The following is a 23,804-nucleotide window of genomic DNA, read 5'->3' on the forward strand; positions in this document are numbered from 1 at the left end:
CGTCAGCCGATCAGCGACGGCCGCAGGTCGCGCAGGGTGCGGAAGTGCGTCATCCGCGTCACCCCGATGGCCGCGATCAGCAGGGCGAGCAGCATCCACAGGGCCAGCACGCCGGCGTCCGCCCAGGCGGTCGCCGGGTTGCCGCCGTACATGAGCTGACGGATGCCGTCCACCGCGTACGACATCGGCAGTGCGTGATGCAGGGCCGCGAGCGGGCCGGGCAGCGTCTGCCAGGGGAAGGTGCCGCCCGCGGTCACCAGTTGCAGCACCATCAGGACCAGGCCCAGGAACTGCCCGACGCTGCCCAGCCAGACGTTGAGCGCCAGGATGATGGCCGCGAACGTGATCGAGGCGAGCGCCATCAGCCCGTACATCCCCGCGGGGTCGTCGATCCGGAACCCGAGGGCGCCCGCGACGATCGCGAACAGCCCGATCATCTGGACGGCGCCCAGCAGGCCGGGGGTGAGCCAGCCGGCGAGGGTGATCGTGAGCGGCGAGTGCAGCGCCGTGATGGCACGGCGCGAGACGGGTTTCACGATCAGGAACAGCGCGTAGATGCCGATCCAGGCCGCCAGCGCCACGAAGAACGGGGCCAGTCCCGCGCCGTACGTGCCGGCGGAGGTGATCGAGTCGTTCTTGAGGTCCACCGGGTCGGAGATGGTCGACGCCTGCTTCTTCTGCAGGGCGGGGGAGTTGTCCGGGATGCGGTCCACGCCCGACTTCAGCCCGTCGCGCAGCTGCGCCGTGCCGTCGTGCAGCGTGGTCAGTCCGTCGCGGAGCTGTGCCGCTCCGGAGGCCGCGCTGGAGGCGCCCGAGGCCAGCTGCGACGCACCGGCGGCGGCCTGCTGCGACCCGGAGGCGACCTGCGACGCCCCGCCCGCGACCTGATCCGCGCCCGCCGAGAGCTGGTCGATTTGCCCGACGGCGCTCTGGATCCGCTCGTTGCCGGACGTCACCGTCGTGTCGAGGTCGCCGAGCACCGCCTTCACCTGGTCGAGCTGCTCCGGCGTGGCGCCGGCGGCGGTGAGGCGGTTCAGCAGGTCCTGCTGCGCGGCCGGCGCTGCGGCGGCGATCTGCGTCGCGGCCGCGGCGGCGTCGTTCGCCTTCGCGGCGAGCTCGCGGTTGCCCGCCGCGACCCGGGCCGCGCCGTCGCTCACCTGCTGAGCGCCGGAGGTCAGCTCGCCGAGCTTCCCCGCCAGCTCCTGCGAGCCCGATGCGAGCTGCGCGGTGCCGTCGGCCAGCTGCGACGCGCCCGACTGCGCGGTCGCACTGCCGTCGACCAGCTTGTCGGCGCCATCGGCGGCGGTCACGAGGTTCGAGCGGATGTCGGCGAGGCCAACGAGGAACTGCTTCGCGGCCTGCTCGTTCACCTGCTTGACGATGGAGGTGCGGATCTTCTCGGCGGCCTGCGTGCCGATGGTCGACGCCAGGTAGCTGTTGGTGTCGTTCGTGGTCAGCGTCACGACCGCGCGGTGCGGGTCGGTGCCCGACGCGGACGCCAGCGCCGAGGAGAAGTCCTTCGGGAACGTGATGCTGAAGTCGTACTTCGAGTCGTCCACGCCGCTGGCCGCGGATCCTTCGGCCACGCGGTGCCACTGGAACGAACCGTCCTCGATGAGCTGGTCGGCGACCCGATCGCCGTAGTTCACGGGGGCGCCGTCGACCGTGGTGCCGGCGTCGTCGACGACGATCGCGGCGGGGATGCGGTCGAGGTTGGCGTACGGGTTCTGGTTCGCCCACAGGTACAGCCCGCCGTACAGAACCGGCACGCACATCAGGGCGATGAGCGCCACGATGGACATGGGGCTTGCGGTCAGGCGGCGGAACTCCGCCGCGATCATCTGCGGGATCTTCATGCGCCTTCTTCACTCGGCTGGGTCATGATCAGGTCCGGGAGCTCGTCGGTGTCGTCCCGGCCGGGGTCTTCGTCGAAGGTCTGCTGGTCGGTCTCGTCGATGCGCGAGACCAGGGACGCCGCGGCGATCGCGGCGGCGGAGGCGTCGCCCGCCACCACGAGCACGGCGATCCCCCGTCCGGCGACCTCGCGCGCGAAGCGCCACCACTCGACGGGATCGCCGCCGTGCCGGTCGGGCGAGACGAGCACGAGGCCGTCCACGCCCGCGCGGAGCAGCGCCAGCTCGGCGAGCAGGCGGATGCGCACCGTCGGCGGGACCGTGCCGATCGACTGCCGCGCCCATTGCGCGGCCTCGAGTTCGCGCAGGCAGCGGTTGACGGCGACGGGATGCGACGCACGGCCAGCGAACATCAGCTCCTCGGCGACGATGCCCGCGACCGTCACATCGGCGGCCGGCTCCGAGACATCCGGTGCGTCGATCAGGGCGATCCGCCGCCGCATGGTTCGGAAGTCGGTGGCTCCGTCGATCGTGACAGCGCCCGCGTCGGGGCGCATCCGCCCGGAGGCGATCAGACCGAGCACGGTCGGCCGCTGCTCCGTCTCTGCGCGCGCGAGCGAGGCGCGCCCGGTCTCGAACGAAGCGGAGGTGGGCGGCAGGGCGGCGCCCTTGGCGACGCGGTCGAGCACGACCTTCATCGGCGGGCCCCTTCCGCTGTGGCGGCAGGTGCCGTGGTTCCGGATGCGGGGGTCGCGGATGCCGTGGTTCCGGATGCGGTGCTTCCGGCGGCGCGTCCGGCGGCGCCGAAGGCCAGCGCCGGCGTCGCGGCGATGAGCGCTCCGGCGTCCGTCCATCCCATCCCCGCGGCGCCCAGCCCGGCCAGCATGACGAGGCGGTGACCCGCCTCGGGGCTGAGCCGTGCGCGGGTCGCCTCGTCGAGGACGGACACCGCCGCGTTCTCGATCAGGCGGGTGACCGTCTCGCGGTCGAGGTCGGTGCGGATGCTTCCCGACTCCATCCCGCGCCGCACCGTCTCGCGCAGCCGCTCGCGGGCGGGGTCGAGTGCGGTGCCGACCAGCTCGCGATGCGGCCCGCGGACCGCCAGAGCCGCGCTCACGCGCACGTGCTCGACTTCGGCCCACAGTGTGGCGCCGAAAAGGGCGATCTCGACCAGCGGGTCGGGATGCGACACCGGGTCGAGCAGGGCGGCGAGACGACGGGCTCCCCGGGTGAACACCTCGACGAGGAGCTCGTCGCGGGTCGCGAAGTGTCCGTACACCGCGCGGCGGCTGAGGCCGGCGCGCGCTGCGATGTTCTCGAGGGAGGCGTCGATGTCCTCGTTCAGCGCGACCGCGGCGGCGGCGAGGATCGCCTCGCGGTTGGCCGTCGCGTCGCGTCGCGGTGCGCGGGTGGAGGGGGTGGGCATGCCACCAGTGTACTCCCTTCTTGCACACGGGTGTGCAACTTAGTGTCTCGCGATAGGATCGAGTGCGACGGTCGTCCGGGTGGCGCCGACGCGTTCCATCCACCGAGAGGACATCCACGTGCCCGCGATCGTGATCATCGGCGCCCAGTGGGGCGACGAAGGCAAAGGCAAGGCGACCGACGTCCTGGGGAGCCGCATCGACTACGTGGTCAAGTTCAACGGCGGCAACAATGCCGGCCACACGGTCGTCGTCGGCGACGAGAAGTACGCCCTGCACCTGCTGCCGTCCGGCATCCTCACCGAGGGCGTCACCCCGGTCATCGCCAACGGCGTCGTCGTAGACATCGAGGTGCTGTTCGAGGAGCTGGATGCGCTGATCGCCCGCGGCGTCGACGTCTCCCGCCTCAAGGTCAGCTCGAACGCGCACGTCATCACGTCGTACCACCGCACGATCGACAAGGTCACGGAGCGCTTCCTCGGCAAGCGCCAGATCGGCACCACCGGTCGCGGCATCGGCCCGACGTACGCCGACAAGATCAACCGGGTGGGCATCCGCATCCAGGACCTCTTCGACGAGAACATCCTGCGGCAGAAGGTCGAGGGCGCCCTCGACCAGAAGAACCACCTGCTGGTGAAGGTGTACAACCGCCGTGCGATCACGGTCGACGAGGTCGTCGAGCAGCTGCTCGAGTACGCCGAACGCCTGCGCCCGATGGTGGTGGACAGCTCGCTGCTGCTCAACCAGGCGCTGGAGGACGGCAAGTACGTGCTCTTCGAGGGCGGCCAAGCGACGATGCTGGACGTCGACCACGGCACCTACCCGTTCGTCACCTCCTCCAACTCCACGGCGGGTGGCGCCGCCACCGGTTCGGGCATCGGGCCCAACCGCATCGACCGCGTGATCGGCATCGTCAAGGCGTACACCACGCGCGTCGGCGCCGGTCCGTTCCCGACCGAGCTCTTCGACGAGTGGGGCGAGTTCCTGCGCGAGCGCGGCTTCGAGTTCGGAACCACCACCGGCCGCCCGCGCCGCACCGGCTGGTACGACGCCCCGGTCGCCCGCTACACCGCGCGCGTCAACGGCGTCACCGACTTCGTGCTCACCAAGCTCGACACGCTGACCGGCATCCAGCGCATCCCCGTGGCGGTCGCCTACGACGTCGACGGCGTGCGCCACGACGAGGTCCCGGCCTCGCAGAGCGACTTCCACCACGCGACGCCGATCTACGAGGAGTTCCCCGGCTGGACCGAGGACATCAGCGGCGCGCGCACCTTCGAGGACCTGCCGAAGAACGCGCAGGACTACGTGCTCGCGCTCGAGCGCATGTCCGGCGCCCGCATCTCCGCGATCGGCGTGGGCCCGGCCCGCGATCAGATCGTGGTGCGCCACGACCTGATCGACTGAGGCCGACGCTCTCGGGTCGCTCCGATCGGCGTGGGCCCGGCCCGCGACCAGATCGTGGTGCGCCACGACCTGATCGACTGAGGCCGACGCTCTCGGGTCGCTCCGGCCTCAGAACCAGGTGCTGAGGCGCGGGGGCACCGCCGTGCGGAACAGCCGATCGAGCGCCTCGGCGTCGCCCTGGATGCGGCCGGCCAGCGCGAGCGCGCGGGCCGTGTCGTGGCCGAGGTACACGCTGCCCAGCGAGGCCACGGGCAGGGTCACGTCCGCGCCGCCCTCGGTGGTGGCGACCTCGGCGCGGCCGTCCGTCACCGTCAGGCGGTAGCGGCCGCCGGCCATGCCGAGGTCGTCGGTCACTTCGAGCACGATCGAGCCGTCGCGCTCGTATGTCCGCGCCTGCAGCGCCGCCGGGACGTCGAGGATGCGCACCCACAGGTGGTCCTCGACCGCAGTGACCTGGGCACCGCGGATGTCGGAGACCAGCGCGGGCAGCGGCTCGTCGACGCCGCGCGTCCAGACCTTCACGCTGGCCACCAGGTCGAGCTCCAGCAGGTAGCGCCACAGGGCGGTGAGCGCCTCGTCGGTGGCCGCCGCCAGGTAGCTGACGTCCACGGTGTGGCGCGTGAAGTCGTCGTCGCCCTTGACCGTGTACGAGACGAAGCCCTCGGGCTCGCCAGACGGCGAGTCGTAGCGCACCAGGCGGTAGCGGTCCGCTTCGGAGTCGCCCTTCAACGGACCGGTCAAGCGGTGCGCCAGGTATGTCTCCAGCCCGATCTCACCGGGCCGGCCCGCCATTACGAGGTCGAGCACGCGCTCCGCGGTGCCGCGGTACTCCTCGGGGTCGGTGAACGACAGTCGGCCGGTGGTCTCGGCGCCCGCCCAGCGGACGCGCTTGGTGTCGACCGTCCAGGCCGTCGCGTAGGTCGCGGGACCGAACCCCCAGCGTCCGTAGATCACCGACTCGGAGACGGTCAGGATGGCGAGGGGCACCCCGAGGGCGTGCGCGGTGCGCAGCTCGCCGCCGAGCAGAGCCCGGGCGATGCCGCGACGGCGGTGCGTCGGCGCCACGGTGACGGAGCTGATCGCCCAGGCGTCGACGCGGGTGCCGCCCGGGACGGTGAGCGGCGCGACCCAGGAGTTGACCGTGCCGACCGGCTCCCGCGCGGGGATCGCGTCGTCGTACACGCCGGTGGTGCGGCGGCCGCCGAGGTAGCCGCGCGCCTCCTCCAGCACCTCCTCCTTCGGGCGCCCACTGTGGAAGCCCCGGAAATCGGCCCGGATCCAACCGTCGAAGGCGGCCGCGTCGGTCGTGTCGACCAGCTCAAGGCGCAGGCCGCCCGCGGAGAGGTCTCGTTCGGAGGTGGGATCGATGGGCTGGGTGCGGTAGTCCATCCCTTCACCGTATCGGCCGCGGGGCGGCGGCGGCAGGTGCGGCCGTCCGATACCGTTGGAGCATGAAGGTGCGTGGACTCATCCAGACCAGTCTGACGAAGGAGCTCACCGCCGAGGCCGACGACGCGGAGTCGGCCCGCGCGCTCATCGAGGCGCAGGTGCCCGACGGATTCGACCTCCTTCAGGTGCACAACGCCATGCCGCGCGGCGGCCGCGTGATCGCGACCGCCGTCATCCGCGAGTCGGCCGTCGAAGAGCTCGAGGCGGAGGGCGTCGACTACGCGTCCGCGCGCGACGCGCTGCGCGCGAAGGTGCCCGCCGACCACCGGTTGCTCTCCATCGTCGTCGCGGCGTGAACCACGCCGCGCTCGCGCAGCGCTAGAGCAGGGCTCGGGCGGCGCTACAGCGGCGGGAACGGCTGACCCGACGCGTCCTCGAGCAGCGGCCACAGCCGGGCCCCGAGTCGGGGCGACCGCGACGCCCGGGTGGCAGGTGCGTGCACGGGGGCGCCCTTCGTCCACAGCGCAGGACCCAGGTAGTCGCCGCCCTGGATGGTGGGGTCGAGCACGGCGCGGACCGGCGCCTGCGCGCCGTCGTCCTTGCCCTGCGTCCACGCGGCCTGCAGGTTGTCGGCGAAGCGCTTCAGCCGCGTCGGCTGGTTGACGCCTCGGATGCCCGGCGTGCGGCCTGACGTCGAATAGCCGGGATGCACCACGATGCTGCGCACCGGCGTGCCGGAGGCGCGCAAGCGCCGGTCGAGCTCGAACCCGAACGCCTGCGCTGCGATCTTCGACCCCGAGTACGCCCGCCATGACGTGTACGAGCGCTGCAGCTCCAGGTCGTCGAGGCGGAGGCGGCCGAGACGGGTGGCGAGCGAGCCGAGTGTCACCACGCGCCCATCCGCTGCGGAGGTGAGCGCCGGCAGCGCACGCGCCACCAGCCGGAAATGGCCGAGCACGTTCGTGGAGAGCACGAGCTCGTTGCCCTCGCCGTCGGTCCGCCGCGAGCGCGGAGGATGCACGATCCCAGCGTTCAGCACCAGGGCATCCACCGTGCCGCGCTCGAGGAGCGCATCCGCCGCCGCGTCGATCGAACGGCGATCGGTCACGTCGAGCGGCATCGCCTCAACGTTCGCGCGGGACACCCGGCGGCGGATCGCCGAGACGGCGGCCTCCGCGCGCTCCGGGTCGCGGCAGGCCAGCACCACGTGCGCGTCGGCACGCGCCAGCTGCTCCGCGGTGAAGTAGCCGACCCCCGCGTTCCCGCCGGTGATCACGACCGTGCGGCCGCTCGCGTCCGGCAGGGACGCCGCATCCCAGCCCACCGGGTCAGCGGCCGTTCTCGCCGGCGATGCGCTCGTGGTGGTGGATGACCTCGGCGACGATGAAGGTCAGGAACTTCTCCGCGAACGCCGGGTCGAGGTGGCTCTCCTCCGCGAGCGCCCGCAGCCGCTGGATCTGCTCCTTCTCGCGCTCCGGGTCGGCCGGGGGCAGGCCGTGCTCGGCCTTCAGCGCGCCCACCTGCTGCGTGAACTTGAACCGCTCGGCGAGCATGTGGATGACCGCCGCGTCGATGTTGTCGATACTCTGCCGGATGCTGTGCAGCCGAGCCAGCGCATCCTCCATCTCCCGGTTCTCGCCCATGCATCGACCCTACTGGACCGGCGCCCCGGTCACAGGCTCGGTGACGGCTCCGCGAGCACCCGGGCGAGGACCGGTCGCGTCGCGCGCAGGGCCGCCCAGACCAGGCCGATGCCCGCTGCGAGGCATCCGGCGACGACCAGCAGGGTCAGCGGCGACAGGAGCAGGCTCATCCCGGTGAGGGGCAGCATCACAGCGGCGGCGGTGACCGCGGACCCGACGGCGACGATGCGCAGCGGCCACAGAATCGCGCGGCTGCGCGACGCGTTCATCTCCGCGATCGGCATCCCGAGGCGGTCCAGGCTGACGTAGAGGTCGCGCCGGTCCAGGATCGAGGCCGCCTGGTTCACCCCGGCCGAGCAGGCGACCGTGAGGAACGAAGCGACGACAGTGATCACGACGCCGGTGCGGATGTCGCCGACCAGCATCCGCGACGACGGGTCGGCGCTGTCTCCGGCGACGTCCATCAGCGAGACGCCCACGCCCGCGAACACGGCGACGAAGCTCGTCATCGCCACGCCGGAGACCTGCCGCCACGCGGCTTTCGGCGACTCCAGGATGCTGCGCGCGGCGAGCAGCCGCCGAACCGTCCGCGCGCGTCTCGCCTGGCGTGCCGCCAGACGCCGGAGCACCCACGGCCCGACCAGGTTGAGCACGGCCACGGTGCCGCCGAAGGCGGCCGCGAGCACGCCGAAGACGATGGTCATGTCCGGCATCGCCCGCAGCGCGGTGAGCGCCGCTGCCGCGATGCCGACGACCAGCACGGCCAGCACGGCCCGCACCCAGTGGATGCGCGGAGCGCGCTCGCGGGTCCGTACGCCGAGCGGCGAGACGATCACCCCGCGCAACCCGACCGCCGCGCTGATCGCGGCGAGGGCGCCCGTGCCGGCGACGACGAGGGCGACCCAGCCGGGGCCGAGCAGCACCGACATCCCAAGGGGTTCCCCGCGGAACGGGATGAGCCCGACGAGCGGCGCGGTCGCCAGGTACAGCACGACCCCGGCGATCGCGCCGGCGGCGGCGAGCACCGTCGACTCGATGACCGTCAGCGCGGTGACGAGGCCCGGCGTCGCGCCGAGCAGCCGGAGACTCGACAGGCGCTCGTCCCTCCGTCGCGCGGACAGCCGCGCCGCGGAGCCGCCGAGCGCGACCAGCGGCACCACGAGCAGGGAGAGCGCGATCACGGCGAGTGCCTGGTACACGCCGGCGGTGCCGTCGGTCCAGCCGAAGAAGGCGTGCGCGCCGCCCGCGACGATGAGGAGCAGCGTCGTGACGACCGCGAACGCGGTGACCGGCAGCACGACGGTGGAGCGGGCGGATGCGCTGCGGCGGCCGAACAGCCACGCGAGGCGGAGCGTCGTCATCGCGTGACCGCCCGATCCACGATCCGGCCGTCGGCGAGCCGGAGCACGCGCGAGCAGCGGGCGGCGACCGACTCGTCGTGCGTGACCACCACGAGGGAGCGACCGCGCTCCGTGGTCGAGCGGATGAGCGCATCCATCACCTCGGCCGAGGTCGCCGAGTCGAGGGCGCCTGTCGGCTCGTCCGCGAAGATCACGGAGGCTCCCGTGGCCTGCGCCCGGGCGATCGCCACGCGCTGCGCCTGACCGCCCGAGAGCTGGCCGATCCGCCGCGACTCGAAACCCGCGAGCCCGAGGGCCGCGAGCCACATCGCGGCCGTCTGCTCCGCTGCGCGCCGGTCGGTCCCCGTCAGCATCAGCGGCAGGGCGACGTTCTCGACCGCGGTCAGCTCCGGGAGCAGCAGCCCCTGCTGGAAGACGAAGCCGAAGGCCTCCCGGCGGAGCCGCGAACGGCCCGCCTCGTCGAGGGCCGTGACCTCGAGCGGGCCCCGCGCGGTCGCGAGCACGACCGAGCCGCTGTCCGGGCGGACGATGCCCGCCAGGCAGTGCAGCAGTGTGGTCTTACCGGAGCCGGAGGCACCCATGATCGCGACCGATTCGCCGGGATCCACCCGGAAGTCGACGCCGGCGAGGGCCGTGGAGGGACCGTAGGTCTTGGTCAGCCCGGCGGCCGACAGGGCCGGTGCGGGTGAAGGGCTCATTGGTGAGGTCATGCCCCCAGCCTCGCGGCGGAGCGGAGGCGCGGGCATCGCCCGGGAGGCGCATCCTCATCGGGCGGCCTCATCCTCGGGATGTGGTCCCGCGGTACGAGACCTCAGCCGGTGGCGACGCGGCCCACCTTCTCGGTCTTGTCCCACTGCGCCTCGGCGCCCGCGAGCTCCTTCAGGTAGGAGTCGAAGGTGATCGCGCACAGCAGCGAGCCGTAACCCGCCAGGTAGATCAGGGCGGGGGAGAGCCAGCGGCCCGCGCGCGTCTTCTCGGCCGTGCGGGCCAGCCAGGCGACCACCATCGAGAACGGGATCCAGATGTAGATCGCCAGGGTGATCGCGAACAGTGCCGGTCCGCTGAGCGTGACGCCGAACAGCCCGGGCAGCCAGACCAGCATCACGGGCGGGAACAGCGCGGTGACCATCACCAGCATGTTGACGATCCCGGGGAACAGCAGCACGTGACCCAGCTCCCGTTTGGTCGTCGCACCGTCGGTCTGCGATCCCAGGATGAGCACGAAGAGGTACGCCAGCGCCGCCGAGATCCAGAGGACGCGGAACACCCCGGTCGCCACCTCGTTCGAGAGGAACAACAGCCCGGCCAGTCCGATCGACGACAGGATCATGATCAGCGGCAGCAGCCAGAGCGAGAACCAGACGATCCCGAAGCTGATGCCGCCGAGGTGGTGCCGGCGGCTCGGGCGGAACCAGACCTTCGCGTAGCGGGCGGTCACGGAGACGTTGCCGCGCGCCCAGCGCAGCCGCTGCTTCCACAGCCCGTCGATCGCGCGAGGCTCCTCGGCCAGCACGTGCGCGTGCGGCTCGAAGACCACCTTCCGCCCCTGCAGCTGCGTCTCGAAGGTGGTGATGGTGTCCTCTGCGAGGGTGGAGGTGTCGATCCGGCCGCCGATCGCGAGCAGGTTCTCGCGGGTGTGCAGCTGCGCACCGCCCGCGAGGCAGGCCTGCGCGCCGAGGACGTTCTGCGCCCGGCGCGCGGCCGGCTGCGAGAGCACGTATTCGGTGCTGATGAACTTGGTCAGCCAGTTGCGGTCCCCGCTGCCCTCGTGGATGTACGCGGAGACCGCGCCGACCTCCGGGTCCGCGAGGTGGCGCGTCATGCGTCGCAGCGACGTGGGCGTGTAGATGACGTCGGCGTCCATGATGAGGAGCGCCTCCATCCAGTCGTCCTCGAGCACCGTGGCGATGCCGTGGTTGAGGGTGTGCGCCTTGCCCTGGCCGCCCTGCTCACGGCGCAGCAGGCGGACGTTGCCCGGGTAGCGGGCGGCCCGGTCGCGCACGACGTCCGAGGTGTCATCGGTGCTCGCGTCGTCGACGACGTAGATGCGGAGCGCCTCGAGCGGGTAGTCCAGCTTCATCAGCCGGTCGATGGAGGCGCCGATCACCGCGCCCTCGTTCCAGGCCGGGACGACGATGGCGACCCGCGGCAGGTACGGTGCGGCCTTCTTGTAGTGGTTGATCCACGCGTGGAACGGGATGACCACGAACGTCGCGGCGGCGGCCAGCACCGGGATGAGCCCCGAGAGCGCGAGGATCAGGCAGACGACGACGCCGATCCACTGGAGCACGCTGAGAACGTCCAACCCCGAGACCTCCCTGTTCTACCCTGCACCCTACCGCGGCCGCCCCGGTCCCGAGACGCGAACAGGCCCCGGCGATGCCGGGGCCTGTTCGCGGACGGAAGGCTGTCCGCGGTCATCGCCGGGCGCCGGGAAGGGTCCCGCCGGCGGCGAGGCGCATCAGGTCGGAGCCGAGGTCGATGCCGAGCTCGTTGCCTCCGGCCGAGCCGAACTCGTGCTGGTAGCTGTCCCACGAGGTGTCGGTGATCTTGGACTCGACCTCCGACTCCATCAGCACGACGAGCTCCCGGGCCGCGCGGTCGATCCGCGTGCCGAGCGACTTGTCCTGCCAGTCTTCCGTCGACGCGAACACCGAGGTCGGCGCGGTCATCGTGCGGAGGAAGGCGAACAGGGAGCGCATCTCGCCGTCGACGACGAGCGCGTGCCGGGCGGTGCCGGCGGTCGCGCCGAGCACGACGGGCTTCGCGATCAGCAGGTCGTTGTCGAGCACCTGGAAGAACGAGGTGAACAGCCCGCTCGGGCCGGCCTTGTAGACCGGCGCGGTCGCGATGATGCCGTCCGCCGACTTCAGAGCCTCGATCGCCTTGGTGAACTTCGGCCCCAGGTGCCCGGAGGCCAGGGCCGCCCCGAGCTCGGGCAGCACCTCCCGCAGGTCGAGGTTCAGCGTCTCCACGGTGCGGCCGTCGCGCTGGGCGGCGGCCTCGACCCGCAGGGCGAGCCGGTCGGCGAGCATCTTGGTGGACGACGGGTCGCTGACGCCCGCGTTCACCACGACGACGCGGAACGGTCGCGGGGATTCGGTCATGATCTTCCTTCTCTCAGGTGTGCGGTTCTCAGGCGGCCGTCAGAGCGACGGGTAGCTGGCCTGGAACTGCTCCTCGGTGTCCTGGTAGGGGGAGGCGCCGGTGACGTTGTCGCCGCGGTTGGCGTTAGGGCGCGGCTGGCGCGGGTCGGCGTCGCCGTACTTGGCCTTCACGAGCGACTCGTGCGTGGGGGCGTCGGGCGTCTCCGGGTCCTTGCGCGCCTCGGTCTCCTTGCGGAGCACGGGGATGACGTGCTCGCCGAGCAGGTCGAGCTGCTCGAGCACCGTCTTCAGCGGCAGTCCGGCGTGGTCCATCAGGAACAGCTGGCGCTGGTAGTCGCCGGCCCACTCGCGGAAGGTCAGCGTCTTGTCGATGACCTCCTGCGGGCTGCCGACGGTGAGCGGGGTGGCGTCCGTGAACTCTTCCATCGTCGGGCCGTTGCCGTACACCGGCGCCTCGTTGAAGTAGGGGCGGAACTGGTCCTTCGCGTCCTGCGAGTTCTTCGCGATGAACGCCTGGCCGCCGAGTCCGACGATCGCCTGCTTGGCGGTGCCGTGGCCATAGTGCTCGAAGCGCTCGCGGTAGAAGGCGATCAGGCGCTGGAAGTGCTCCTTGGGCCAGAAGATGTTGTTGGCGAAGAAGCCGTTGCCGTAGAAGGCGGCCTGCTCGGCGATCTCCGGCGTGCGGATGCTGGCGTGCCAGACGAAGGGCGGCACGTCGTCGAGGGGCCGCGGTGTGGAGGTGAAACCCTGCAGCGGAGTGCGGAAGCGTCCCTCCCAGTCCACGACGTCCTCGCGCCACAGGCGGTGCAGGAGGTTGTAGTTCTCGAGCGCGAGCGGCAGGCTCTGGCGGATGTCCTGGCCGAACCACGGGTACACCGGGCCGGTGTTGCCGCGCCCGACCATCAGGTCCATGCGGCCCTTGGAGAGGTGCTGCAGCATCGCGTACTCCTCGGCGATGCGCACCGGGTCGTTCGTGGTGATCAGCGTCGTGGATGTGGTGACCGTGAGGCGCTCGGTGAGCGCGGCGATGTGGGCCAGCAGCGTCGTGGGCGACGACGAGAAGAACGGGGGGTTGTGGTGCTCCCCGATGGCGAAGACATCCAGCCCGACCTCCTCCGCGTGCTTCGCGATCTTCACGATCGCGTCGATGCGCTCCGCCTCGCTCGGCGTCTGCCCGGACACGGGGTCGCGGGTGATGTCGCTGACGGAGAAGATTCCGTACTGCATGGCTGGCTCCTCTTTTCGGTCGTGCCGTTCTATGCAAATGCATACAACGCAGAGGGTCGGGAAGTATTCCCGCCTCCATGATGGTCGCTGAGGCGCGGCTCGGCGAGGGTGGGCGGATGGCCGGATCTCGTGCATCCCTGTCCGATTCCCGCGTGCCGGAGGTCGGCGGCACCCGATAGCGTCGAGGGGTGAAAGTCGCTCTGCAGTTCGCCGCGATGGGGCTCGTCTGGGGCGCCAGCTTCCTGTTCATGAAGGTCGCCCTCACCGGAGTGGGCTTCGGCCAGGTCGCCTGGGCGCGCCTGGTCTTCGGAGCGATCACCCTCGGCATCATCGCGCTCGCGATGCGCGCCCGTCTCCCGCGTGAGCCGATCGTCTGGCTGCACTTCACGGTCGTCGCCGTCACGTACTGCGTCATCCCCTTCCTCCTGTTCGCGTGGGCGGAGCAGTACGTGTCGTCGAGCCTGGCGAGCATCTACAACGCGGTGACGCCCATCACCACCGCGATCCTGGTGACGGCCGCGTTCCGGGTCGAGAAACTGAACCGCGACCAGGTGCTGGGCGTGCTCATCGGCATCCTGGGCGTGGTCATCGTCGTCGGACCGTGGGCCGTGGATGCGCTCGCCGGCAGCCTCTGGGGTCAGCTCGCCTGCCTCGGGGCCGTCACCTGCTATGGGTTCAGCTTCGGCTACATCCGCCGGTTCATCAGCCCGCGGGCGGTCTCGGCGACCACGAGCGCCCTCCTCAACATCGGGCTGGCGGCCGTGATCATGATCCTGCTGACGCCCGTGATCGCCTGGCATCCCATCACGTTCAGCTGGCCGGTGCTCCTGTCGCTCCTGGCGCTCGGCGCGCTCGGAACGGGCGTCGTCTACATCTGGAACATGAACGTGCTCCGCGCGTGGGGGCCGACCACCACCTCCGGCGTCACGTACGTCACGCCTGTCGTCGGGGTCGCCCTCGGCATCCTCGTCCTCGGTGAGCACCTGACCTGGAACGAGCCGGTCGGCGCGGTCGTCGTGCTCGCGGGCATCCTGCTCACGCAGCAGCGCGTGCGGCTGTTCACCCGGCGGCAGGCAGAGCTGGCGGCGCAGGAGGCGGCAGCCCGTTAGGTAAGCCTGCGGAGGAAGTCGACGAGGGCGGTCAGCGCCTCCTGCGCCTCGTCGAATCGCAGGTGGAACTGGTACTCGTGGGGCAGGGACGGCTCGTGGTCGGCCGGCCAGAACAGCTCGGTCACGTCCACGCCGGCCGCGCGGAGGGCGGCCGCCATCGGCAGCGACTGCGACGCAGTGAGCCCGTCGCCGTTTCCTCCGGAGATGAAGGTGGGCGGAAAGTCGCCGGTGACCGCGCGGATCGTCGACATCGTCCGGCCGGCTGCCGAGTCCGACCAGTCCTTCGTTCCGCTGTACCCCCACATCGCGGTCTTGAATCCCCAGCCGAGGAGTCCGGTCACGTCGGCGAGCGACTGCAGATCGTAGACGCCGCAGAACAGGACGACCCCGGCCAGGTGCGACGGTTCGAGGGCCGGCCGGACGCCCACCTGCCGCGCGTACGCGGGGTCGCACGTGATCGCGGCGAGCTGGCTGGCGAGCTGGGCTCCCGCGGAATCTCCGGCCAGGATGATGCGGGCGGAGTCGACGCCGAGTTCCGCCGCGTTGTCGACGAGGTGGGCGAGCGCCGAGTTGAGCTGCCGGAGCGCAGTGGGGTAGGCCGCCTCGGGCGCGATCGTGTAGTCGGGCGCGACCGCCGTGAACCCCTCGGCGGCGAGGATGCGGAGGTACGGCGTCACGTCCGCGGCCACGCCAGACAGCCACGCGCCACCGTGGATCCAGACCACAGTGGGCGACGGTCCATCGGCCGCCGCCGGGCGGAAGATGTCGAACGTGGTGTCGCGCGATCCGGGTGCGTATGCCACGCGGGTTCGAGCGGTCACCCCGGCCGGCGCGAACGGCTCCATCTCGGCCACCGTCTCGGCGGCGCCCTTCGTGAACACGCGGCGGATGATGAGTGCCGCGGGCCACGGCGTGGCTCGCAGCGCCGCGAATACTGCGGATCCGAGGAGCACGACGCCGGCGACCCAAGCCACCACGCGCCGCGCTCTCGTCATGCCCTCACCGTAGCGGTATGCGGCGGCCACGCCTCGTCAGCGTCGGCGCTCGACACGCCGACGCGACGTCGCTGTCGAGGTCGAGGACGCCGGTCAGGCGACGGTCGGGCCGAAGTGCTCCGGAAGCGTCGAACGGTGCACGCCGCGCAGCTCCTCGAGGCCGATGGTGAAGACGTCCTGTACCTCGAGCACGGGCTGGGCGCCGACCTCGGCGTCCGTGACGCCGATGCGGAGGGCGGGGATGCCGCGCCCCTCGCACAGGCCGCGGAACTTCACGTCGTCCTCACGCGGGACGGTGACGATCACCCGGGCGGTCGACTCCGAGAACAGGGCGGTCGCCGCATCCACACCGTCGCGCTCCTGGATCTCGGTGAGCCAGACCCGCGCGCCCACGCCGAAGCGCATGACGCTCTCGGAGAGAGCCTGGGCGAGACCGCCGTCGGCGAGGTCGTGAGCGGACGAGACGAGACCCTCGAGCGAGGCCGCGTGAAGCGCCTCGGCGAGCGAGCGCTCCGCGTCCAGGTCGACCGCCGGCGGGCGTCCGCCGAGGTGGCCGTGGATGGTGCCCGCCCACGCCGAGCCGTCGAGCTCCTCGCGGGTGGTGCCGAGCAGGTAGATGTTCTCGCCCTCGTCCTGCCAGCCGGCGGGGATGCGGCGGGCGACGTCGTCGATGACGCCGAGCACGCCGACGACCGGGGTCGGGAAGATCGGGGTGTCGCCGGTCTGGTTGTAGAACGAGACGTTCCCGCCCGTGACCGGGATCCCGAGCTCGAGGCACGCGTCCGACAGGCCCTCGACGGCCTGCGAGAACTGCCACATGACCTCGGGGTTCTCCGGGCTGCCGAAGTTGAGGCAGTCGGTGACCGCGACCGGCACGGCGCCGGACGCGGCGACGTTGCGGTACGCCTCGGCCAGCGCCAGCTTGGCGCCCTGCTTCGGGTCGAGCTGGCAGTAGCGTCCGTTGGCGTCGGTCGCGATGGCGAAGCCGAGCCCGGACTCCTCGTCGACGCGGATCATGCCCGCATCGTCGGGGAACGCCAGCGCGGTGTTGCCGCCGACGAAGTAGTCGTACTGGTCGGTGATCCAGCCCTTGTCGGCCAGGTTGGCGCTGCCGAGGAGCGCCAGGGTCTGCTCGCGCAACTCGTCGCCGGTGATCGGGCGGGGGAGCACCGAGGCGGTGTCGTCCTGCAGGGCGTCGATCCAGGTCGGGTAGGCGACGGGACGCTCGTACACCGGGCCGTCGACCGCGACGGTTCGCGGGTCGACGTTGACGATCTCCTCGCCCTTCCAGTTGATGACCAGGCGGCCGGTCTCGGTGACCTCGCCCAGCACGCTGGTCTCCACATCCCACTTGGCGGTCACCGCGAGGAAGGCGTCGAGCAGCTCCGGCTTCACGACCGCCATCATGCGCTCCTGGCTCTCCGACATGAGGATCTCCTCGGCCGTGAGGCTCGGGTCGCGCAGCAGCACCTTGTCGAGCTCGATGAACATCCCGCCGTCGCCGTTGGAGGCGAGCTCGCTGGTCGCGCACGAGATGCCGGCTGCACCCAGATCCTGGATGCCCTCCACCAGCTTGTCGCGGAACAGCTCCAGGCAGCACTCGATGAGCACCTTCTCGGCGAACGGGTCGCCGACCTGCACGGCCGGGCGCTTGGTCGGGCCGCCCGCGGAGAACGTGTCGGAGGCGAGGATGCTCGCTCCGCCGATCCCGTCGCCGCCGGTCCGGGCGCCGAACAGCACGACCTTGTTGCCCGCGCCGGATGCGTTCGCCAGGTGCAGGTCCTCGTGGCGGAGCACGCCGACGGAGAGCGCGTTGACGAGCGGGTTGCCCTGGTACACCGGGTCGAAGTAGGTCTCGCCGCCGATGTTGGGAAGGCCCAGGCAGTTGCCGTAGAACGAGATGCCCGAGACGACGCCGTGGACGACGCGTGCGGTGTCCGCGCTGTCGATGGCGCCGAAACGCAGCTGGTCCATGACGGCGACCGGGCGTGCGCCCATCGAGATGATGTCGCGCACGATGCCGCCGACGCCGGTCGCGGCGCCCTGGAACGGCTCGATGTAGGAGGGGTGGTTGTGCGACTCCACCTTGAAGGTGACCGCCCAGCCCTCGCCCACATCCACCACGCCGGCGTTCTCGCCCATGCCGACCATGAGGTTCTTCTTCATCGCCGGGCTGACCTTCTGCCCGAACTGCCGCAGGTAGATCTTCGACGACTTGTAGGAGCAGTGCTCCGACCACATCACGGAGTACATCGCCAGTTCGCCGCTGGTGGGGCGGCGGCCCAGGATCTCACGGATGCGCGCGTACTCGTCCTCCTTGAGCCCGAGCGCCGCGAACGGCTGCTCCCGCTCCGGGGTCTCGATCGCGTTCGCGACGGTGTCGACGACGTGGGCGGTGGCGGTGTCGGTCACGCGGGCACTCCTGGCTGGGCGGGGCAGGCGGGGGATGGGGTCCAGTCTACCGGGCTGGACGGAGGCGCAGACCGGCTCGCGGCCCGAGGCGTCCGTGGTGCTCCTACGACCCCGCCGCTCAGTCGCAGAGGTCGACGACGCCGTCCATGGTGGGCGACTGCCGTCGATCTTCAGCGGTTGGCGCAAGGACGAGCGGCAGTAGGGTGACGGCGAGGAGGCCGCCATGCAGATTCCGCGCCCGTCAGCGGAGACCCAGGAGTTGTTCCGTTCGGTGGTGCCCGACGCCCCGGACGTGAGCATCCGGCCGATGTTCGCCAACCTCGCCGCGTTCGTGAACGGCAACATGTTCGCTGGGCTGTTCGGGGATCAGGTCGGGGTGCGGCTCCCCGACTCCGCCGTGCGCGACGAGTTGCTCGCGATCGACGGCACCGGGCCGTACGGGCCGCCGGAGAGGCCGATGGGCGGCTACGTCGCCCTGCCCGAGGCGTGGAAGTCCGACCCCGAGCTGCTGCGCGAGTGGATCGGCGTGGCTCTGGAGCAGGTCAGGCCGATGCCGCCCAAGAAGCCGCGAGGCGGCGCCGCAGGCTGAGACGTCAGGCCTCGACCAATGCCGAGCGGATGACGGAGGTGAAGAAGGTGAGGCCGTCGGTGCCGGAGCGCATGGCGTCGCGGGTGTCGGGGCCGAAGCCCGGCTCGACCGCGTGCTCGGGGTGCGGCATGAGGCCGACCACGTTGCCGCGTTCGTTGCGCACGCCCGCGATGTCATCGAGCGAGCCGTTCGGGTTCACGCCCGCGTAGCGGAACACGACGAGGCCCTCGCCCTCCAGGCGTGCCAGCTCCTCGGCCGAGGCGATGAAGCCGCCCTCGCCGTTCTTCAGCGGGATGACGATCTCCTGGCCCTGCTCGAAGCCGGTCGTCCACGGCGTCTGCGTGTTCTCGACGGTGAGGTGCTGGTCGCGGCGGATGAAGGTGCCGTGGTCGTTGCGGATCAGGCCCCCGGCGACGAGGTGCGCCTCGGCCAGCATCTGGAAGCCGTTGCAGATGCCGAGCACGGGCATGCCCTTCTGCGCCGCGTCCACGACCTCGGTCATGATCGGCGAGAGGGAGGCGATGGCGCCGCAGCGCAGGTAGTCGCCGTAGCTGAAGCCGCCGGGGAGCACGAGGGCGTCGACGCCCTGGAGGTCGTGCTCGCCGTGCCACAGCGCGACCGGCTCGGCGCCGGCGAGGCGGACGGCGCGGAGGGCGTCGCGGTCGTCGAGCGAGCCCGGGAAGGTGATGACGCCGATGCGCATCAGACGTCGACCTCGGCCGGGTAGTGGATGCCCACGACGTCTTCGATCACGGAGTTGGAGAGGATCTCGCCAGCGATCTCCTCGACCGTGGCACGGACCGCGTCGTCGATCGGGCCGTCGACGGTCAGCTCGAAGCGCTTGCCGACGCGGACTCCACTGACGACGCCGCGACCGGTGCGGGCCAGGGCGCCGGCGACCGCCTTGCCCTGCGGGTCGAGCAGCTCGGCCTTGGGCATCACTTCTACAACGATGGTCGGCACGGGGATACTCCGCTCACTCGGGCGACAAGGGTGGGGGTTCGCCGACGATTCTACCGTGCGCGGCCGACAGCCGGTTCCGGGGCGGCGACCGCGGCGGCGTAGGCGATCGCGCGCTCCTCGAGGTCGTCGCGGAGCCGGTGGAACAGCGCCGCCGAGGCGTCACCGGGCCAGTCCGGCGCCAGCGCATCGCCAGGGAGGCCGGGGTCGCGATACGGGATGACGCGCCACTCGTCGAGTGCGCGCATCCACAGGGCGAACGCCTGGGCGTCGTCGGCGGGCGGGCGGGCGTCGCCGAAGCGCGAGAGGAACGACTCGTGCGCACGACGGATGGACGGCAGGTCGTACCAGCGGGCGAGACCCGCGGCCAGGTCGCCGCGCGGGGACGCATCGGCGAACAGAACGACCTCCGCCTCTGCGGCGATCTCCCGGGCGGCCGCGTCCAGTTCGTCCTCGAGGGCCGCGGGTGCGATCCACAGGCCGTCGGCGACCGTTCCGCAGCCGAGGGCGGCGAGCCGGCGGCGGAGGCGATCGCGGCTGCCGCGGCTGCGCTCGGGGAACGAGAAGGAGAGCAGGCACCACGCGGTCGCCTCCGCGCGGTCGCCGAAGATGCGGGCGTCCCCGCGCTCGAGCATCGGGATCGCGGCGGCGTCGAGCGCGTAGCCCGCGACCCCCTGCCGCGGCTCGCGGCCCAGGACGCCCCGCGTGCAGAGCCGCGCGAGACTGGAGCGAGCTGTTGCGGGAGGCACATCCAGCGCATCCATCAGCCGCACCGCGCCCGCGGCGCTCATCCACCCGCCGGCCGGTCGCAGGACGTTGCCGACCATCGTCCGGAGCAGCGCGGTGGAGCTGCCGCTGCTCGCCTCGAGGTCGTCCCGCGCGGCCCCGACCTCAGTCATGCGTCAGTTCGCCGAGCGCGTCCCGCACCGCGGCCATCCCGACGCAGAGCTCCTCGAAGCCGGTGCTCAGCGGCGAGAGCCCGATGCGCAGCCCGTCGGGGTCGCGGTAGTCGGGGATGACGTCCCGCTGCCAGAGCAGTGCCGTGACCTCCCGCATGGCGGGGTGGCTGAGGGTGATGTGGCCGCCGCGCCGCTCCGCCTCCCTCGGGCTGGCGAGCGCGACCCCGAGCGGCTCGAGCCACTCCTCGGCGAGCGCGATCGCGAACTCGGTCAATGCGACGGACTTCGCCCGCACTGCGTCGATGCCGGCCTCGCCGATCATCGCGATGGTGTCGCGCATGGCCAGCATGCCGACGATCGGCGGCGTGCCGCTGAGGAAGCGGCGGACGCCCTCGGCCGGCTGGTACTCCGGGCCCATCAGGAAGACGTCGCGCACGCCCATCCACCCCTGGATGGGTTGGGTCAGGCGAGGGATCAGGCGCGCGTTCACGTAGCCGAAGGCGGGCGAGCCGGGGCCGCCGTTCAGGTACTTGTAGGTGCAGCCGACGGCGATGTCGACGTCCGCGGCGTCGAGCTCGACCGGGACCGAGCCGGCGGAATGGCACAGGTCCCAGAGCACGAGCGCGCCCGCGTCGTGCGCGACCCGGGTGATCGCGGGGAGGTCGGCGAGGAAGCCGGACCGGTAGGCGACGTGACTCAGCACGACGAGTGCCGTGCGGGGACCGACCGCCGCGGCCACCTGCTCCGGGGTGACGCCGGCCTCGGTGTCGGCCTCGATCCACACCAGGGTCAGACCGCGTTCGCGGGCGATGCCGTCGAGGACGTAGCGGTCGGTCGGGAAGTTGTCGGTGTCGAGCACGATCTCGGTGCGCTCGGGGAGCGCATCCACTGCGGCCCGGGCGAGCTTGTAGAGCAGCACGGTGGTCGAGTCGCCGATGAACGTCTGGCCGGGCGCGGCGCCGAGGGCGACGCGGCCGAGGTCGTCCCCGATGGCGAACGGGAGGTCCATCCACTCCTCGTCCCAGCCTCGGATCAGGCGATCGCCCCACCCGTCGAGCAGGAAGCGGTGGATGCGCTCCACGCTCGCGCGCGTCGGGCGGCCCAGCGAGTTGCCGTCGAAGTAGGCGGTGACCTGCGCGATGCCATCGTCGATGCCGACGAAGCGGTCGCGGAAGGCGGCCAGCGGGTCGGCCGCGTCGAGGGTCCGCGCGGCGGTCAGCGGGTCGGGCGACAGGGTGGACGGAGGGGCGGTGTCGAAGTCGGTCATGCGGTGTCCTCGGGGGAATTCGTGACGTTGGAGTTCGTGACGTTGTAGTTCGTGACGTTGGAATTCGTGGCGTTGGAGTTCGTGACGAGGGCGGATGCTGCGAGCCGCGCGACCGCGAGCCCGCGGGCGGAGGCGAGCCAGTCGGGGAGGGCGGCGCCGAGATCCTCGGGAGGCGGAGACGGCACGATGGCGACGCGCGGCCCGATCGACGGCGGCTGGCCCCCGGCCGTGGGCCGCCCGCCGGCGATGGAGCGCAGCACGGCCTCGGCGGGGACGCCGGCGGCCAGCATTCCGCGCAGCTCGCGGGCGTTCACGCCGACCGGGAGCGGGCCGTTGCCGAGGTCGGTCCCATAGAGCACGGCGCCGCCCGCGCGGGCGAAGCGGCCCAGGTTGTCGGAGGCGATGCGGTGGTGCTCGGTGGGGTCGCCCCAGCCGTGGATGTCGAGCGTGCTCACCCAGCTCATCCCGCGGCGGACGCACTCGTCGATCAGGGCGTCGTCGAGGCGTTCGGTGAACGGCGCATGGGCCAGCTGGTCGGCGCCGGCGGCCAACGCTCGCGCGGTCTGTCCGGCCCCTTCGACGTGGACGGTCACCGGGGCGCCCTGCGCGTGGGATTCGCTCACAATTCCGCGCAGGACGCGATCGTCCACAGTTTCGCCCGCGACCGTGTTGAGGGTGACCTTGATGCGGGAGGCTCCGAGCATGACATTCGCACGAACCGCCAGCCGGGCCTCCCGTTCGCCGCCGACCTCGGTCGAGGAGCCCGGCGGTCCCCACCCGGCGTTGACCGGGTAACCGCCCACGCAGGTGAGGAGGGAGCCGACGATCGCGACGGCCGGTCGCGTGAGGTCGTCGGTGAGCCATCCGGCGGCCACGGAGGGGATCCAGCCCAGGTCGACCGCGTGCGTGATGCCGCCCGAGAGCAGGGCGTGCTGGTCGGTGAGCCCGAGGTGCGTGTGGTGATCGGTGAGCCGGGCGAACAGCGTCCCGGTGCTGCGGTGGTGGCGGGTGCGCGCGTGCGCAGGCACCTCCGTCACCGGGTGGAGGCGCTCGCCGTCGCTGCGGAAGGTGGTCTCGCCGAGGAATCGGCGGCCGTTCCAGACGGCGTCGACGGTGAGGTACAGGTCGGTGTCGGGCACGTCGGGCACGTCGGGCACGTCGGTCACGCGGGTGCGCCGATCTCGGTGCGGACGGCGTAGAGCTCGGGGAAGAAGGTGAGGTCGAGCGCCTTCTGCAGGAACCCGGCGCCGCTGGAGCCGCCCGTGCCGGACTTCATGCCGATCGTGCGCTGCACCGTCTTCAGGTGGCGGAAGCGCCAGAGCTGGAAGTTGTCCTCCAGGTCGACGAACTCCTCGCATGCCTCGTACTCGCGCCAGTGGTCGGTGGCGTGCTCGTAGATGTCGCGGAACACCGGCACCAGCTCGGGAGTGAACACGTGCGCCTGCGTCACATCGCGGTTGAGCAGCGCCTCCGGCACGGCGAAGCCGGCGCGAGCGAGATAGCGCAGAAACTCGTCGTAGATGCTCGGCGCCTCCAGAAGTTCGGACAGGAGCGCGTGCGCCGCGGGGTCGCTCTCGAAGACGCTCAGCATGCGGCGGTTCTTATTGCCGAGCACGAACTCCACGGCGCGGTACTGGTACGACTGGAAGCCGGACGAGTTGCCGAGGAAGCCGCGGAATTCGGCGTACTCGGTGGGCGTCAGCGTCGCCAGCACCGACCACTGCTCGGTCAGCGTGCGCTGGATGTGCTTCACCCGGGCGATGCGCTTGAGCGCGGGCGAGAGGTCGTCGGCGCGCAGCAGGTCGCGGGCGGACTCGAGCTCGTGGAGCACGAGCTTGAGCCACAGCTCGGTGGTCTGGTGCTGGATGATGAACAGCAGCTCGTCGTGGTGCGGCGGCCGGCTCACCGGGCGCTGGGCGCTCAGGAGGGTGCCGAGATCCAGGTACGACCCGTACGACATTCGCTCCCGGAAATCGGTGACGATGTCGGGATCGAACTCTCGGGTGTTGTCGCCGTCGGCCATGCTGCAATTCTGCGCCGGTCGTCGGATAAGTGCAACGCGTTATTGGCGCGGACGCGCCGTGGCTGCGCCGCGGAGCCGTCCGTCCGTCCGCCGTTCACCCTGCCGTTACCCGGCGTTGCGTGCCCCGTCGCACCTCGCT

24 protein-coding genes are annotated in these 23,804 nt (G+C 71.4%); 5 read left to right on the forward strand and 19 right to left on the reverse strand.

All coding sequences use genetic code 11. The features are described from left to right. Positions 1–2 precede the first annotated feature (2 nt). From ACR9Y5_RS02565 to ACR9Y5_RS02575, 3 genes are read right to left on the reverse strand one after another with little or no spacing between them, the layout of a single operon-like run. A complete protein-coding gene (locus ACR9Y5_RS02565) occupies positions 3–1,856 on the reverse strand; it encodes a YhgE/Pip family protein (protein WP_481296489.1) in 1,854 nt (617 codons plus the stop codon). Continuing rightward, complete coding sequence (locus ACR9Y5_RS02570; protein ID WP_481296490.1) at positions 1,853–2,551, reverse strand: hypothetical protein; 699 nt, start codon at positions 2,549–2,551, stop codon at positions 1,853–1,855. The genes ACR9Y5_RS02565 and ACR9Y5_RS02570 overlap by 4 nt, the downstream gene beginning before the upstream one ends. After that, a complete protein-coding gene (locus tag ACR9Y5_RS02575) occupies positions 2,548–3,279 on the reverse strand; it encodes a TetR/AcrR family transcriptional regulator (RefSeq protein WP_481296491.1) in 732 nt (243 codons plus the stop codon). Before ACR9Y5_RS02575 ends, ACR9Y5_RS02570 begins: the two co-directional genes overlap by 4 nt. Before the next feature lie 118 nt (positions 3,280–3,397). Here ACR9Y5_RS02575 and ACR9Y5_RS02580 point away from each other — a divergent pair, with 118 nt between their 5' ends. Next, on the forward strand, positions 3,398–4,684 hold the full coding sequence (locus tag ACR9Y5_RS02580; protein WP_481296492.1) for an adenylosuccinate synthase: 1,287 nt from the start codon (positions 3,398–3,400) through the stop codon (positions 4,682–4,684). A 108-nt stretch (positions 4,685–4,792) separates the two neighbouring features. On the opposite strand, the gene ACR9Y5_RS02585 is transcribed toward ACR9Y5_RS02580, so the two are convergent. After that, entirely contained in the window at positions 4,793–6,073 is a 1,281-nt protein-coding gene (locus ACR9Y5_RS02585; protein ID WP_481296493.1) for a GNAT family N-acetyltransferase, read from the reverse strand. Between the two features lie 62 nt (positions 6,074–6,135). Here ACR9Y5_RS02585 and ACR9Y5_RS02590 point away from each other — a divergent pair, with 62 nt between their 5' ends. Continuing rightward, entirely contained in the window at positions 6,136–6,429 is a 294-nt protein-coding gene (locus ACR9Y5_RS02590; RefSeq protein ID WP_481296494.1) for a hypothetical protein, read from the forward strand. Between the two features lie 44 nt (positions 6,430–6,473). Here ACR9Y5_RS02590 and ACR9Y5_RS02595 read toward each other — a convergent pair whose 3' ends face one another. From ACR9Y5_RS02595 to ACR9Y5_RS02625, 7 genes are all read right to left on the reverse strand, one after another. Next, positions 6,474–7,397 carry an SDR family NAD(P)-dependent oxidoreductase gene (locus tag ACR9Y5_RS02595; RefSeq protein WP_481296495.1) on the reverse strand — a complete coding sequence of 308 codons (924 nt, stop codon included), beginning with the start codon at positions 7,395–7,397 and terminating at the stop codon, positions 6,474–6,476. Between the two features lie 4 nt (positions 7,398–7,401). Next, complete coding sequence (locus ACR9Y5_RS02600) at positions 7,402–7,716, reverse strand: chorismate mutase (RefSeq protein ID WP_481296496.1); 315 nt, start codon at positions 7,714–7,716, stop codon at positions 7,402–7,404. A 29-nt stretch (positions 7,717–7,745) separates the two neighbouring features. Further along, positions 7,746–9,077 carry a permease gene (locus ACR9Y5_RS02605; protein ID WP_481296497.1) on the reverse strand — a complete coding sequence of 444 codons (1,332 nt, stop codon included), beginning with the start codon at positions 9,075–9,077 and terminating at the stop codon, positions 7,746–7,748. After that, positions 9,074–9,787, reverse strand: a complete 714-nt coding sequence (locus ACR9Y5_RS02610) for an ABC transporter ATP-binding protein (protein ID WP_481296498.1) — start codon at positions 9,785–9,787, stop codon at positions 9,074–9,076. The genes ACR9Y5_RS02605 and ACR9Y5_RS02610 overlap by 4 nt, the downstream gene beginning before the upstream one ends. A 101-nt stretch (positions 9,788–9,888) precedes the next feature. Beyond that, a complete protein-coding gene (locus tag ACR9Y5_RS02615; protein ID WP_481299508.1) occupies positions 9,889–11,367 on the reverse strand; it encodes a glycosyltransferase in 1,479 nt (492 codons plus the stop codon). A gap of 127 nt (positions 11,368–11,494) precedes the next feature. Further along, entirely contained in the window at positions 11,495–12,184 is a 690-nt protein-coding gene (locus ACR9Y5_RS02620) for a CE1759 family FMN reductase (protein ID WP_481296499.1), read from the reverse strand. Positions 12,185–12,223: 39 nt separating this feature from the next. After that, positions 12,224–13,411 (reverse strand): LLM class flavin-dependent oxidoreductase, encoded by a 1,188-nt coding sequence (locus ACR9Y5_RS02625; protein WP_481296500.1) that lies wholly within the window; start codon positions 13,409–13,411, stop codon positions 12,224–12,226. A gap of 188 nt (positions 13,412–13,599) precedes the next feature. Between ACR9Y5_RS02625 and ACR9Y5_RS02630 the strand changes: the two genes are divergently transcribed. After that, the gene (locus tag ACR9Y5_RS02630; protein WP_481296501.1) at positions 13,600–14,520 is read left to right on the forward strand and encodes a DMT family transporter; all 921 of its coding nucleotides are present in this window, start codon (positions 13,600–13,602) and stop codon (positions 14,518–14,520) included. Here ACR9Y5_RS02630 and ACR9Y5_RS02635 read toward each other — a convergent pair. Both ACR9Y5_RS02635 and purL read right to left on the reverse strand, forming a co-directional pair. Beyond that, positions 14,517–15,515 carry an alpha/beta hydrolase gene (locus ACR9Y5_RS02635; RefSeq protein WP_481296502.1) on the reverse strand — a complete coding sequence of 333 codons (999 nt, stop codon included), beginning with the start codon at positions 15,513–15,515 and terminating at the stop codon, positions 14,517–14,519. The two genes, ACR9Y5_RS02630 and ACR9Y5_RS02635, sit on opposite strands and share 4 nt — an antisense overlap. 93 nt (positions 15,516–15,608) lie before the next feature. After that, complete coding sequence (gene purL, locus ACR9Y5_RS02640; RefSeq protein ID WP_481296503.1) at positions 15,609–17,927, reverse strand: phosphoribosylformylglycinamidine synthase subunit PurL; 2,319 nt, start codon at positions 17,925–17,927, stop codon at positions 15,609–15,611. 34 nt (positions 17,928–17,961) lie between these two features. Here purL and ACR9Y5_RS02645 point away from each other — a divergent pair, with 34 nt between their 5' ends. Both ACR9Y5_RS02645 and ACR9Y5_RS02650 read left to right on the forward strand, forming a co-directional pair. Next, positions 17,962–18,129, forward strand: coding sequence for a hypothetical protein (locus ACR9Y5_RS02645; RefSeq protein WP_481296504.1), 168 nt, complete (start codon positions 17,962–17,964; stop codon positions 18,127–18,129). Between the two features lie 21 nt (positions 18,130–18,150). After that, positions 18,151–18,516 carry a TfoX/Sxy family protein gene (locus tag ACR9Y5_RS02650; protein WP_481296505.1) on the forward strand — a complete coding sequence of 122 codons (366 nt, stop codon included), beginning with the start codon at positions 18,151–18,153 and terminating at the stop codon, positions 18,514–18,516. A 4-nt stretch (positions 18,517–18,520) separates the two neighbouring features. On the opposite strand, the gene purQ is transcribed toward ACR9Y5_RS02650, so the two are convergent. From purQ to kynA, 6 genes are read right to left on the reverse strand one after another with little or no spacing between them, the layout of a single operon-like run. Further along, positions 18,521–19,219: a phosphoribosylformylglycinamidine synthase subunit PurQ gene (gene purQ / locus ACR9Y5_RS02655; RefSeq protein ID WP_481296506.1), complete on the reverse strand. Its 699-nt coding sequence runs from the start codon at positions 19,217–19,219 to the stop codon at positions 18,521–18,523. Further along, entirely contained in the window at positions 19,219–19,479 is a 261-nt protein-coding gene (purS, locus tag ACR9Y5_RS02660; protein WP_481296507.1) for a phosphoribosylformylglycinamidine synthase subunit PurS, read from the reverse strand. The genes purQ and purS overlap by 1 nt, the downstream gene beginning before the upstream one ends. A gap of 50 nt (positions 19,480–19,529) precedes the next feature. Next, a complete protein-coding gene (locus ACR9Y5_RS02665; protein WP_481296508.1) occupies positions 19,530–20,375 on the reverse strand; it encodes a PaaX family transcriptional regulator in 846 nt (281 codons plus the stop codon). Beyond that, complete coding sequence (locus ACR9Y5_RS02670; protein WP_481296509.1) at positions 20,368–21,642, reverse strand: kynureninase; 1,275 nt, start codon at positions 21,640–21,642, stop codon at positions 20,368–20,370. Before ACR9Y5_RS02670 ends, ACR9Y5_RS02665 begins: the two co-directional genes overlap by 8 nt. Continuing rightward, positions 21,639–22,808: an amidohydrolase family protein gene (locus tag ACR9Y5_RS02675; RefSeq protein WP_481296510.1), complete on the reverse strand. Its 1,170-nt coding sequence runs from the start codon at positions 22,806–22,808 to the stop codon at positions 21,639–21,641. The genes ACR9Y5_RS02670 and ACR9Y5_RS02675 overlap by 4 nt, the downstream gene beginning before the upstream one ends. Beyond that, on the reverse strand, positions 22,805–23,665 hold the full coding sequence (gene kynA / locus ACR9Y5_RS02680; RefSeq protein WP_481296511.1) for a tryptophan 2,3-dioxygenase: 861 nt from the start codon (positions 23,663–23,665) through the stop codon (positions 22,805–22,807). Before kynA ends, ACR9Y5_RS02675 begins: the two co-directional genes overlap by 4 nt. Positions 23,666–23,804 lie beyond the last annotated feature (139 nt).

The organism is Leifsonia sp. KNZ13-11D (genome assembly GCF_056754895.1).

Excerpts from the sequence above, each read along its gene's own strand:
- ACR9Y5_RS02565 (WP_481296489.1), bottom strand. The coding sequence starts at position 1,856 with ATGAAGATCCCGCAGATGATCGCGGCGGAGTTCCGCCGCCTGACCGCA.
- ACR9Y5_RS02570 (WP_481296490.1), bottom strand. The coding sequence starts at position 2,551 with ATGAAGGTCGTGCTCGACCGCGTCGCCAAGGGCGCCGCCCTGCCGCCC.
- ACR9Y5_RS02575 (WP_481296491.1), bottom strand. The coding sequence starts at position 3,279 with ATGCCCACCCCCTCCACCCGCGCACCGCGACGCGACGCGACGGCCAAC.
- ACR9Y5_RS02585 (WP_481296493.1), bottom strand. The coding sequence starts at position 6,073 with ATGGACTACCGCACCCAGCCCATCGATCCCACCTCCGAACGAGACCTC.
- ACR9Y5_RS02590 (WP_481296494.1), top strand. The coding sequence starts at position 6,136 with ATGAAGGTGCGTGGACTCATCCAGACCAGTCTGACGAAGGAGCTCACC.
- ACR9Y5_RS02600 (WP_481296496.1), bottom strand. The coding sequence starts at position 7,716 with ATGGGCGAGAACCGGGAGATGGAGGATGCGCTGGCTCGGCTGCACAGC.
- ACR9Y5_RS02605 (WP_481296497.1), bottom strand. The coding sequence starts at position 9,077 with ATGACGACGCTCCGCCTCGCGTGGCTGTTCGGCCGCCGCAGCGCATCC.
- ACR9Y5_RS02610 (WP_481296498.1), bottom strand. The coding sequence starts at position 9,787 with ATGACCTCACCAATGAGCCCTTCACCCGCACCGGCCCTGTCGGCCGCC.
- ACR9Y5_RS02620 (WP_481296499.1), bottom strand. The coding sequence starts at position 12,184 with ATGACCGAATCCCCGCGACCGTTCCGCGTCGTCGTGGTGAACGCGGGC.
- ACR9Y5_RS02625 (WP_481296500.1), bottom strand. The coding sequence starts at position 13,411 with ATGCAGTACGGAATCTTCTCCGTCAGCGACATCACCCGCGACCCCGTG.
- ACR9Y5_RS02635 (WP_481296502.1), bottom strand. The coding sequence starts at position 15,515 with ATGACGAGAGCGCGGCGCGTGGTGGCTTGGGTCGCCGGCGTCGTGCTC.
- ACR9Y5_RS02645 (WP_481296504.1), top strand. The coding sequence starts at position 17,962 with ATGGGGTCCAGTCTACCGGGCTGGACGGAGGCGCAGACCGGCTCGCGG.
- ACR9Y5_RS02650 (WP_481296505.1), top strand. The coding sequence starts at position 18,151 with ATGCAGATTCCGCGCCCGTCAGCGGAGACCCAGGAGTTGTTCCGTTCG.
- purQ (WP_481296506.1), bottom strand. The coding sequence starts at position 19,219 with ATGCGCATCGGCGTCATCACCTTCCCGGGCTCGCTCGACGACCGCGAC.
- ACR9Y5_RS02665 (WP_481296508.1), bottom strand. The coding sequence starts at position 20,375 with ATGACTGAGGTCGGGGCCGCGCGGGACGACCTCGAGGCGAGCAGCGGC.
- ACR9Y5_RS02670 (WP_481296509.1), bottom strand. The coding sequence starts at position 21,642 with ATGACCGACTTCGACACCGCCCCTCCGTCCACCCTGTCGCCCGACCCG.
- kynA (WP_481296511.1), bottom strand. The coding sequence starts at position 23,665 with ATGGCCGACGGCGACAACACCCGAGAGTTCGATCCCGACATCGTCACC.